The organism is Vibrio sp. 10N.237.312.B06, assembly GCF_041464685.1.
Taxonomy (GTDB): Bacteria; Pseudomonadota; Gammaproteobacteria; order Enterobacterales; family Vibrionaceae; genus Vibrio; species Vibrio tasmaniensis_A.
Genome location: NZ_JBFSPI010000040.1, coordinates 29777 through 41924, shown reverse-complemented (window position 1 = coordinate 41924; position 12148 = coordinate 29777). Strand labels below are relative to the sequence as shown.

10 protein-coding genes are annotated in these 12148 nt (G+C 44.8%); 3 read left to right on the top strand and 7 right to left on the bottom strand.

The features are described from left to right. Positions 1 to 241: 241 nt before the first annotated feature. Complete coding sequence (locus tag AB6C75_RS12625; protein WP_004730426.1) at positions 242 to 469, top strand: PAS factor family protein; 228 nt, start codon at positions 242 to 244, stop codon at positions 467 to 469. A 263-nt stretch (positions 470 to 732) separates the two neighbouring features. After that, positions 733 to 915: a hypothetical protein gene (locus AB6C75_RS12620; protein WP_017102586.1), complete on the top strand. Its 183-nt coding sequence runs from the start codon at positions 733 to 735 to the stop codon at positions 913 to 915. A 210-nt stretch (positions 916 to 1125) separates the two neighbouring features. On the opposite strand, the gene AB6C75_RS12615 is transcribed toward AB6C75_RS12620, so the two are convergent. From AB6C75_RS12615 to AB6C75_RS12585, 7 genes are all read right to left on the bottom strand, one after another. Beyond that, entirely contained in the window at positions 1126 to 2418 is a 1293-nt protein-coding gene (locus tag AB6C75_RS12615) for an alpha/beta fold hydrolase (RefSeq protein WP_372047641.1), read from the bottom strand. Between the two features lie 387 nt (positions 2419 to 2805). Then, complete coding sequence (locus AB6C75_RS12610) at positions 2806 to 3543, bottom strand: DUF3726 domain-containing protein (RefSeq protein WP_371694503.1); 738 nt, start codon at positions 3541 to 3543, stop codon at positions 2806 to 2808. Beyond that, entirely contained in the window at positions 3540 to 5342 is a 1803-nt protein-coding gene (locus tag AB6C75_RS12605) for a hypothetical protein (RefSeq protein ID WP_372107923.1), read from the bottom strand. Before AB6C75_RS12605 ends, AB6C75_RS12610 begins: the two co-directional genes overlap by 4 nt. Before the next feature lie 278 nt (positions 5343 to 5620). After that, positions 5621 to 7228 (bottom strand): BCCT family transporter, encoded by a 1608-nt coding sequence (locus AB6C75_RS12600; RefSeq protein ID WP_372107922.1) that lies wholly within the window; start codon positions 7226 to 7228, stop codon positions 5621 to 5623. A gap of 231 nt (positions 7229 to 7459) precedes the next feature. After that, the gene (locus tag AB6C75_RS12595) at positions 7460 to 8455 is read right to left on the bottom strand and encodes a membrane dipeptidase (protein WP_029222845.1); all 996 of its coding nucleotides are present in this window, start codon (positions 8453 to 8455) and stop codon (positions 7460 to 7462) included. Between the two features lie 210 nt (positions 8456 to 8665). After that, complete coding sequence (locus AB6C75_RS12590; protein ID WP_004730413.1) at positions 8666 to 10126, bottom strand: aldehyde dehydrogenase family protein; 1461 nt, start codon at positions 10124 to 10126, stop codon at positions 8666 to 8668. 189 nt (positions 10127 to 10315) lie between these two features. Next, the gene (locus tag AB6C75_RS12585; protein ID WP_004730412.1) at positions 10316 to 10714 is read right to left on the bottom strand and encodes a RidA family protein; all 399 of its coding nucleotides are present in this window, start codon (positions 10712 to 10714) and stop codon (positions 10316 to 10318) included. Positions 10715 to 10871: 157 nt separating this feature from the next. On the opposite strand from AB6C75_RS12585, the gene AB6C75_RS12580 reads away from it, so the two are divergent. Next, on the top strand, positions 10872 to 11756 hold the full coding sequence (locus AB6C75_RS12580) for a LysR substrate-binding domain-containing protein (RefSeq protein ID WP_371710216.1): 885 nt from the start codon (positions 10872 to 10874) through the stop codon (positions 11754 to 11756). Positions 11757 to 12148 lie beyond the last annotated feature (392 nt).

Here is a 12148-nt window from a genome sequence, read left to right as displayed (position 1 = left end):
CCACAACGGTATGCTAAGAACAAAAATGCCGTTCACTCTTAAGTGAACGGCATTAGACCAGCGTGTCTCCTTTTCTTTGTTATCAAGCCGACACTCTCAACGATTGAGACCACAACACAATTATAACTAACTGATTACACAATTAAGCAGAGCTGCACACAATGCGATCAATCTCGCAGAACAAATACAGTACCAGGTGCATAATACGCAAAATTTTATAAAGGTGCAGCAGAGGACAGATATGGATACAACTACACTCATCTACGATACATTGGAAGGTCTGTCGAGCGCAAAGCCACAGCAACACGCTCAAATCCGCCAAAATCTATATAACCAATTAGATTTATCATTTGAGAAGCAGTTGGCTTTGTATTCATCAGTTCTTGGTCCAGCAAGTGCTGGTAGATTGACCGATTTGGATAGCGCAGTGATGTCTGCACGCAAGATTGTTGGCTTAGAAAACAGCTAAGTAATCTTCAACCGCTCTCAACTTTAACGCTGCCACTGTGCAGCGTTTTTTATGGATGCCATTTACGATAAGTACCGTTGGTTACGATGAATGCAGTTAGGTACGATAAATACTGTTAGTTAAGATCAGTTCAATAAGGTCTGTTTTTCAAGTTACACGCATTCTCATTTGGTTAATCTTATGTTCCATTTTTAACAGGTGTGCAACCTCAACAATGGCGCTAATGTTAGTAGCACGTTAACCACACATCGGATTGAAGAATCATGAGAGTACTTATTGAATATACACAAACAGGCAAATACCGTGATCATGCGTGGGAAGCACTAACTATTCGTTCCAAGGGCGAAGTTCAAGCTGTGACTCCCTCTTATGCGGCTCAACTTATCGAACAGAACCGCGCCAGCTTATCGACTACTGAAAATCAAGATATCGTCATCCAACCATAATGAGTTTAGGAACTATCCCTCCCGGTTCTTAAACTCTCTGTTTTACTCGCTTTAGTAATCAATACGATACTGAGTAAAACAGAGTTTGATGACATAAAAAAACGCTGCACGGATGCAGCGTTTTCTTGTTTCTAGCGTATCTTGTCTCTAACGTAGAGAGCTTCTAACATCGATAGCTTCTAACGTAGATAACCTACGCAGAGAGTTTGACTATTTTGGCAGGTTCTCTAACGCTTCGACCATCGTCATTAATTTATCTACAATTCGTTCACCATCGACTCTCAAGCCATTGTGTTCATACTCGTTAGTGATCCACGCTTTTGAGTTTGGAATGTTCGCTAGCGTTTCACGGCTGTAATCCAGCTCTACATACATGTCATCCGCGTAAACTGCGCATGCCATTGGAACCGTATTCTTACTCAGCTGCTCTGCGTTGTACAAAGAGCCCCAGTCCGACTTCTCGGCCAACATATTTGCCGCTTCACGTAATGGCTTCAGCGTTTCTAATTGGTCGAACATCCATGGGTACACCATTTCTCCGGTAAACCAGAACTCGCTACCCGATTGATAGTTAAAGTGTGGGTACTGCTCGCGTACTCGGTGTGCAGACCAGTTAGACGCTGCACCTTGGCAGTAAATCGATTCATGCAAAATAGCGTAGATTGGGTTCGTTAGGTAGCCCTGCTCTTGCTGCATTTGATTTAAGAAGCTATAGCTCAGCTGCTTGCTTCCGTTCACTTCAACAAACGCACTCTCCAGTGTGAAATACATTGGAAGGTTTGCTTCGCCGCCACCAAGATTAATACCGATCAACTGGAACTGTTCAACGGTAAACACCTGACCGTTTGGCAGTCTCACATCATTGTTAAGCAGGTAATCAGAGATCTCACGACACATAACTTGCGCTTGTGGGAACTGAGCAAAGAAGGCTCTGTTTTTGTCTTCTACACGCTTGTAAGTCGCACGATAAACATCGTCAGCTTCTCGTTCAATAGAAGGAATGCCGCCCGTCACATAACAACGCTGCAAGCTCTGTGGGAACAGTGACAAATAGCTCAGTGTACAGAAGCCACCAAAGCTTTGACCAATCGTCGACCATTGCTTAATACCAAACTGTTCACGAATCGCTTCAGCGTCACGAACGATGTTATCCGCTCTGAAATGCGTTAAATATTCGACTTGTTGTTCTGGAGACAGATGGGCCAATGTTTCATGGCTGATCACGGTGCTGTTACCAGTACCACGTTGGTCAAGAAGCAGAACACGATAGTTTTGTAATGCACGCTTTAGCCAACCTGATTGACCGCTCACTCGTGGAGATGGAAAGCCTGGGCCGCCCTGAAAGTAGATAAGCCACGGCAGTTCTTGCGCATCTTTTGCGAGATCAACCAGTTCACGTGCGAAGACTTGGATCTGTTGTCCATCTTTGGCTTGATAGTCGAGTGGCAACTCAAAAGAGTGCTGACGATACAGGGTGGTTCCATCAATAAAGTTAGCTTGCACGCTTCATTCCTTTTTATCTAATTCTAAAGTCATCGGTACGAATAAAAACGGCGCCCTTTGGCACCTTCCAGTTAGCAAGATACGCATAGTAGCTTGTAAAAGAAACCGTTTGTTTAATATGAATGTGAAGGTGCTTCGTTTAATTGTTCAATTACCTCTCAACGGGTAACAACGTGTGTCAAAACAGTCAGTTTAGAATAGGTAGATCCAGCGAGAGATCAAAAGAATGAGGTAAAGCAAACCCAAAGCGTGAGGCAAATAAAAAGAGCTTAACGAGGTGAGGATACGTTAAGCTCTTTGGTTTTATCTGTGTTGATAAACTAACTGGCTTACTCGCTGTTAATCTATCGAACCTGTTAGTTCTAATGAACCTATTAAATCTAGCGGCTACGAAGCTGTCAGTTCACCTGCACCTTGAGTCGAGCGTTCGCTGCTCTGAACTAAAATTGCGGTAGCGGTCTCTTTCAGTGCCGCCCACTCCCCATCATCAACTTCAATGCCATCGTTCCACGCTTTCTCTTGAGTTTTAAAAAGCGCTTCTGATTCAATGTGTGTTTGGTAGCCATCTGACAAACGTTCGATATCGAAATCCTGGACGGAAAGTTCGATGGTCATATTGTGGATATGTTCGTACGATGCCAGTGGCAAATCTGATAAAAACAGTTCTGGAGCAACGCAACCACGATTAAGCACATACAAAGTGCTCTTAGGGTTAGAGCCGTTATCCCAACGTGCCATGCACGCAATACCTTTCGCAGCTAACTTTACAAGCTCGCTGTACGCCAACCAACGGTTGTGGCAGTTATTTAACTCAATTTTCAGCGTCTTTTTGCCGACCATTTTTTCAATGGCGTAATCGATAACCACAGGAAGGTGACACGCCAAACTCGCTTTGTGCAGGTCAACTTCAACCGTATTGTCACTAAGCACTTGAATGTCAACTGGGCAATCGTCTTCTAGCCCAATGAAGTTGCTTGCATTGTTAAAGTGACGAACACCATCCAAGCCCACCATTTGTAAATCTGCCACCATGTTCGCTATCACATCGGCTTCACCACATGTACGACGCATCCCCAGAAAGGCTTTATTGACGGCCGCTACCAGTTCATTGTGAGAAACGATCATAACGATTTACCTCCATGCTGAGCGTTGATATGTGTAGGAACTTTATTTGAGTCAGCCATCTCCGCTTCACTCGGTAACACTGGGAACACCCATTCGTCCTGATGAATTTCATCAAGCAGTGGTGCACCTTGGAAAAACGTCACTCGTACCCAACGGTCTGAGCGAGGATCAAACTTAGTCGCACCAAACATCGCTAGCTTGCAACGCAGCAAGTGCATTGGTGGCGAATCTTGATGCAGCACATTCATTTGAATGTCGCCCATCGCTTTGTTACCTAGCGTCCACACACGGCGCGCAATTGCACGGTGTTGCGGCTGTTTAACAAGGAACTCAGCCAATGAAAGCTCAGGCGCGAATTGCAATAAAGCATGGTACAAACGGTAAGCTTGACGGCCAATATCCAACGGCAGTTCACGCTCTTCACCCAACTCTTCGCCTCGAACTCCAAGCCTTGGCTCTTCTTTATCTTGAGAGCGATACCAGAACCAGTAGTTGTTTTCTGCTTTAGTAAAGTCGGTCGTGATCGCCCAACGGTACTTTTCTTCTAGTACAACCAGAAGGTCTTGAATCTTTTTGCCGCTAGGAAGCGACAGTGTTTCGCTGCAATTCATTTGCTCTTGATGGGCGTCCACTAATTCTGGGTACAATTCCATCAAACATGAGATAAGGATTTCTTGGGCTTCCATACTCATTTGCTTAGATTGCTCGACTAACTGCGACCATGTATCGCACAGGCTGACAGAAGCTTCTAATGATTGTTCTGTGTGCTTCAAATCATCAACAGCAGCTTTGTTCAACTCTTGTTGTGTTTCATTGATAGTAACGACTTGTTCTAAATGACAAATCGCTTTTTTAACTAAGGTACGTAGTGGCTCGATCAACGCCGTATCAGTTTCACTGGACAACACGTCCGCCAATGCATGTTCACGGGTTGTCATCCACTGGTCGACAATACTAGGGTGGTTAATAAGGTATGGCGCCATGCCTAAACCTGTTGCATTACCAACACCAAGGTAACGTTGTAATCCTCGATGCAAGGCAATCGCTTGTTCACCGCCCTGTTGCTCGGCTAGGTAATGAACCCAGTCTAAGCTGAACTCACGCAGCATATACACCGCACACATTTGCGCGCTAAACGACTGATTAAAAACTTCATTTTTCTCTAAGATTTTAAAATCAGCGATGCCAAATTTGCCATTACCATAAACGGCAGTGGTTCGCAGGATGTAGCCTACTTCAGCCAGTTCTTTGGGCGTTGGTTGAACACCTTTAGCCAGGTGACTAACGATATGTTCAAACACACGTACACTTTTGTTTGCACGCGCTAAAACAAGCACATTGTTAGGATTACGGCCGGCTTCTTGAAGCGGTACATTCGCACGAAGTCTTTCAAGTAGGGTGACATCAACATCACCAAGAACAAGCGCAAACGTTACGTCCCACTTTTCAGCAATTACACGGTCATTTCGTTCGTCATCTGCAATTTCATCGCAAAAAACAACCAAATGATAAACATGGTTTGGCGTCGCTAGCTTATAGATAACATGACCAAAACCTTGAGCATCTAATTGCCACTCATGTTTGGTCACTTTCCACTCTTGCTGCGCCATTTTACGAATCAGAGTTCTCACGAAGCTGATGCGTGTTTGGTGCATCGCACCTAGCCTTTCCGGTGCCATGACAACCGTTGCGTCACGTAATGCTGATTCAGTGTAGGTAGAACGATGTGCATCCATTTTGCTCACCACCTTATAGTTATAGGGTTTTGCTAGCCATTCAGAACCGATCGTTGCCGTCATTTGAAGCATTCGTTATTACAGTATGCTGGTTAGCTTTCACGTTATGTGGGGCAAGCGAGCTCGCCCCTTATTATTTGTCCTGACTAGATCGATTGACCTAAATACTTTGCTGTCCGGTGTATCTTCACCAGTACAGTTTTGCTGCTCCTTTCGGAATTTTTGCATCAGCCTTCTTTCGAAGGCTGATTTTTCTTATTTAATCAGTTTCTTGTTTTACAGAGCTCTTGTCTTAAAGAGCCCTTTTCTTTACAAAATCTGCTCTTTAAAAAACCTGTTCTTTAAAAACCTTGTTCTTTCGCCATCTTGATTGCGATTTGAGGCGCATTCCAAAGCGATGGCAGTAAGATTATGGACACCGGTACCGCTGTGATTACAATGAACGATTGCAGCGCAGAGATTCCGCCTGAACCTAGGGAAATCAGAATCAATGCTGTTACCCCCATCATCACACCCCAGAAAGTACGAATAATTGCGTTAGGCTCTGTCTCACCACTGACTACCACACTGATGGTGTAAGTCATTGAGTCACCTGTCGTTACGATGAAGATCGTCGTCAAGATCAAGAACAGAATAGAGATAAGCATTGGCATTGGTAGTTGCTGAGTTACTGCCAATAGCGCGCCAGGTAAGTTAAAGCCTTCGAACGCTTTACTTACGCTGCCTGGATCTGCAATTTCGAACGCAAGACCAGAGCCACCAACAATCGTGAACCAGAAGCAAGTTACAAACGGTGCGATGAGGCTAATGGTTGATACCAATTGGCGAATACTACGACCGCGTGAAATACGAGCGATGAAGATTGCCATCATTGGGCCGTAACCTAAGAACCAACCCCAGAAGAACACTGTCCACCAGCTTAACCAACCTTCATCACCACGGTATGTTGCCATTGGGATGAAGTTATCTATCATGCTGCCTACACCTTGAATGTAGCCATTGAAGATGAAGTTCGTTGGACCGAAGATAAGGATGTAAATCATCAATGCCATTGCTAAAATTACGTTGTAACGACTTAGCATTTGCATTCCGCGGTTGAGACCACTTAATGCCGACAATGTGTAAAGCACGATAGCGAACAAGATAATGATTAGCTGAGTTGTGAAGCCATCTGGAATACCAAACAGTTCATTCAGAGCGTAGCTGACTTGCAAACCCAAGAAGCCGATCGGACCGATAGTACCCGCCGCTACAGCGACAATACAACATGCATCAATCAGTGCGCCGGTATGGCCTTTCAGTGCTCTTTCGCCCAAAACTGGGTAAAGCAAAATACGAGGTTTAAGAGGCAAGCCTTTGTCGTAGTGAAGGTGCATAACCACGATAGACGTTAAGCTGCCCACAATAGCCCATGCTAGGAAACCCCAGTGCATGAATGATTGTGATAAAGCATTCACTGCGCCTTGCTGTGCGTTTTCTTGTGCACCATACAACGGTGGTGGGTTAACGTAGTGTGCGATAGGCTCTGCTGCCGCCCAAAATACACCACCGCCTGCAAGTAGCGTACAGAAGATGATTGCCATCCAACGGAAGCCATCCATTTCAGGTTTCGCGATGCCGCCTAGGATAACCTTGCCTGTTCGCCCTGCCGCCAGGCCAAGACCAATAAGAAAAGTCAGAAGAAGAAGCATTTGCCAATAAGGGCCGAACACTTTTACCGACCAAGCAAAGCCTGTATTTACTAAGCTTGATAGCAGCTCGCCATCAAATAAAGCAAGCGCCACGAACAGAGCGATAAAACCGCCGCTGTACCATAATGCTGGGTTGGTAAGTCCTAATTTGTCTGAAGTCGATTCAGACTGGTTTGTGTTACTTGTTTTGTTGCTTGCTGTGTGTGCTTGACCCGCATTTACGTTTGAAGATTTCACGCTATTGGTTAAATCAGACATACTCTGACTCCAGAGGTTTCTTTGCAGCTGTCATTTTAATGATGACTACAAGAGGTGTATTTAACACCTGCCCTATTGTTTTTTGTGTTGGGCAGGCTAATCCATGTTTGGGTTACCGCGTTGCGAAATAGACCGTTGTTCCTTTTGAATAGTGAAATTGGTTACAACAGCACGTCTAAATGAACGTTAATTAGAAGGCTGCCAATTCGATGATTATTAGTGAGAAAACGCTTAACCCTTGCTTTGAGGCTCTAGGCCATCTTTTAAGAAGTTAAACCAGTTTTCTCCCAAGACTTGCCCAGCTTCAGACTCGCTGAAACCATGACGCATCAATCCGTTATAAATATTTTCCATACCCGCACTACCACAGAACCAAGGCAACGCATCTGGCCAACCTGAGTTGTTCGCAGAGCCTTCACCGTAGTCCATTGCTTTAGACCAACGACCATTTCTCATCCATTCAAGAACGGCTTGAGGTTGGTTTAAGCATAGGTCACTACCAATACCTAGGTGTTCTACGCCAACCATGTCAGCGGTCGTCGCAACCATTTGGCAGAAATCTTCCAACGTACATTGGCTGCCATTTGGTAGGTGGAATGGGTACAAGCTGAATCCGATCAAGCCACCGCGTGCGGTTAGGGCTTTAATCACATCGTTTGATTTGTTTCGTAGTGCATCATGAGCGAACGTTGGGTTCGCATGGCTGATACAAATAGGACGAGAAGACAGGTCAATCGCCTCAAGCGTTGAACGCTCGGCACTGTGAGACATATCGATGATCATGCCCACTCGGTTCATCTCTTCGATCGCTTGCTTACCAAAGCGAGTAATACCTGTGTCGTTCTTCTCGTAGCAACCCGTCGCCAATAAGCTCTGGTTGTTGTACGTCAATTGCATGATCAAAAGACCTTGCTGACGCATTACTTCGATAAGACCAATCTCATCGTCGATTGGAGAACAGTTTTGAGCACCTAGAAAAATGCCGACTTTGCCTGTCGCTTTTGCAGTTTCCACATCAGCCATTGAATGAATCGGCATGATAATGTCTGCATTCTGCTCGAATCTTAAGTTCCATTCTGCAAAGCGAGATAAGGTTTCACGAGCTGTCTCGTGGTAAACCGCGGTAGCGTGAACTGCTGTAATGCCGCTCGCCTTTAGTGTTTGGAAATATTCTCTGTTCCAATTGCAGTATTGCAATCCATCTATAACAATCCGTTGCTGGTACATAACCACTCCTATTGAAAGCTCAGTGTTCTAGCTCGGTTTTGAAAACACGCTCAAATAACATGTTTTCAAAAATGGGTTAAATCACCTGTCTAATTTCGTTTGCTGCTTTGGTTGGGATGTTGGCCTGACTCTGTGAATCAGGCCAATTCGATAGCTGGATAGCTAGAGACTTAATATCTTCAGCTATCCAATTCTTATATAGAAAGTTGATTAGTAAGGACGCTGGTAAGCTGTCTTCACTACTGTGTAGAACTCTTTCGCGTATTGACCTTGCTCACGAGGACCGAAGCTAGACTCTTTACGACCACCAAACGGTACGTGGTAATCGGTGCCTGCTGTTGGTAGGTTCACCATCACACAACCTGTTTGCGCTTGTTGCTTGAACATTGCGCTAGTACGTAGGCTTTGAGTAATGATGCCGCCCGTTAGACCAAAGCGTGTATCATTTGTTGTCGCAATCGCTTCTTCTAGGTCAGCGACACGAATCACGCTTGCCATTGGTGCAAACACTTCTTCTTGGTTCACTTCCCAATCGTTCTTAGTGTTCAAGAACAGCGTTGGAGACATGTAGAAACCTTCGTGTTTCATGCTTAGGCGTTCGCCACCAAATGCTAGCTCACCGCCGCTTTGACGTGCTTTCTCAACCCAACCTAGGTTTGCTTCAAGTTGGTTGCCGTCAACAACAGGACCCATGAACACGCCGTCTTCTAGTGCGTGACCCACTTTCAGCTCGCTCATACGTTTGATTAGTGCTTCAACGTATTGATCGTGAATGCCATCCATAACCACTAGACGAGAAGATGCTGTACATTTTTGACCCGCGCCAGAGAACGAACCTGCGATAGTCGCATCAACAGCTGTTTGGATATCCGCATCATCAGCAACCACAAGTGCGTTCTTACTGCCCATTTCTAGTTGGCAACGAACGAAGTTTGGCGCTGTAGCCGCCGCAACCTTACGACCTGTATCAACAGAACCGGTAAAGCTCACACCATTCACTTCTTTAGAGTTGATCAGTGCATCACCTACTTTTGAACCACTACCTAGAACAAGGTTAAACGTGCCTGCTGGCATGCCTTGACGGTGGATAATCTCAGTTAGCGCAACCGCACTTGCTGGTGTTAAGTTTGCTGGTTTCCAGATAACGCTGTTACCGAAAGCAAGCGCTGGAGCGATTTTCCAAGCAGCAGTCGCTGTCGGGAAGTTCCAAGGAGATATGATGCCGATAACACCCACCGCTTCACGAGTCACTTCTACAGAAACGCCTGGGCGTACTGATTCTGCGTTGTCGCCAATTTGACGAAGTACTTCTGCTGCGAAGTATTGGAAAAACTGACCTGCACGGTAAATTTCGCCGCGACCTTCGGCAAAAGGCTTACCTTCTTCACGAGAAAGCAACGTACCTAGCTCATCACAACGTGCAATCAGCTCATCACCAATCGCTTGAAGTACTGCTTGCTTACGTTCAATCGGCGTTTTTTCCCACTCAGGTTGAGCATGCTTCGCCGCTGAAATCGCTTGTTGAACTTGGTCAGCACTTGCTTGTGCAAAGTTACCGATGTTTTCAGAAATATCTGATGGGTTAATGTTCGCAACGGTGCTTACACCCGCTTGCCATTCGCCACCAATGTAAAGTGCGTTTTCTGCTTGAACATTCTGTAATTGAGTCATCATTCTGTCCTTGTAACGGTTAGGTTGCGTTTGAGCCTGGCAACCATCTGATTAATGAATAAAACGTTAATTTATATAAGAAATAACGTTTAAATCTTGTATCTAAAACTGAACCAAGACGCTTGTATCAATAAAGATCTTTACAGACAAATAGCTTTAATCCGCAAATTGCCTCAGTTCACAGTATCTTTATTCAGGTTGAGAGGCTGATGCGTAAACCACGAACTCAACCAACATTTCTTCTCTTGCTAACCCTGCAACGACGACCGCAGCACGGTTTGGATAAGGTGCATTGAAGTATTCTCCGTATACGCTGTTGACCGTTTTTAGATATTCACGGTCTGTCACGTAAATCAGAACTTGCAGCACTGAATCCATAGATTCGCCTGCACACTCCAACGTATGAACAAGGTTGTTAAAAGTCTGACGCGTTTGCGCTTCGATACCGCCTTCTACTACTGCGCCAGTTTCATCAATTGGAATCTGCGCTGTGTATAGAGTGCCGTTATTAACGATTGCCCACTCTAGTGGTGCTTTTGAAGCGAAAAGCTCGGTTTTTACTGGGTGTTTTTTAGTTTGTGCGTTCACGATTCCATCCAACTTTGTAACAACTATGTTTCAAGATGGTTAAATACTGCACCTTGACGGCTGATAAATCTAACGGTAAATTTTGTGCATTTGATAAATAAAATCTATCACCTTTAAAAAAGTAAGGTATAGCAAGGCCTAGAGAAGGATTCCTGTCATGAGTATTAAGCTACAACAGTTAAAACATTTTGTTTTAGTGGTCGAAGAAGGCGGATTTAGAGCGGCATCTCACCGAGCAAATCGCTCGCAAGCGGCACTTTCAACATCGATAAAAGAGCTAGAAAAAATTCTCGGCCAACCGCTGTTTGAAACGGGCAACAAATCGACGCTGACACCTTTTGGCGAAATATGTTTACCGAAAATCATTCAATTCTTAAATGTTTACAAGGCATTAGATAACGACCTCCGTGCTGCAGCAGCTGGTCAACAAGGGCGAGTTCGAATAGCGAGTGTCCCTTCAGTGGCCGCAAAGCTAATCCCTAGTGTTTTAGGGGCTTTTTGCGAAAAGTACCCCAATGTTGAGGTCAGCTTAATTGATGATAATGCGGCAGGTGTGGAAGCGAGATTACTCTCTGGAGAGGTGGATGTAGCCCTCGGAAATAGCTCCCACTTAGAAGAAGAGAGTATCGACTTCACGCCTTTGCTCTCTGACCCTATTGGTGTGGTCTGCCTCAAAGATAACCCCATCGCCTCTCAACGAGAGGGAATCGAATGGCAAACTTTGTTAAAACAACCCTTCATTCGCAACGGTACTTGTACCCTACTTGACCCAACACCTGCACGAATGCTCAGCGAACAGGCTCTGTATTCAGTAGAGAACATCACTTCGTTGTTTTCGGTGTTAGAACTCGGGATAGGCGTGACCACGCTACCTAAGTTGGCTTTCCCGACCAATGAAACCCGTTTGGTGTGGATCCCATTGATTGACCCGCCCTTACAGCGTCAGATCGGTATTTTCAGATTGTCTGATCGTACGATCTCGCCACAAGCGCAGGCTTTTCATGACTTATGTATTCAATATCTAAGTTATGAAGACGAATAGAGGGACATGATTGAGTTTGTTTTCTTAAAAAGCGGTTGATAGAGCAACACATCAAGAAATTCCAGCTCTAATATCCAGAGTTTTGACCTTTCTATCTTGGGCTTAGTGCCCTAACCTTCAGATTTTTACCCTATCTTCAGCTCCTTACATCCATGTGAGGAGCTGAATTTCTTCCATCATATTCATCTTAAACGCCGACTTATCCGTTTCGGATCGCCTGAAAGGCGTTAAGAATGAAGTCACGACAAACTATTTTGAAAAATAATCACTTCTAGATAGAGAACGCCGTACAAATAAATAACTCAATGCACGACGGCTTTCATCGCTAACTAAACTTGCTTTATCCACTTGTAGAATCACACTCAACAATCAACTTATAAATGACGCTAAGT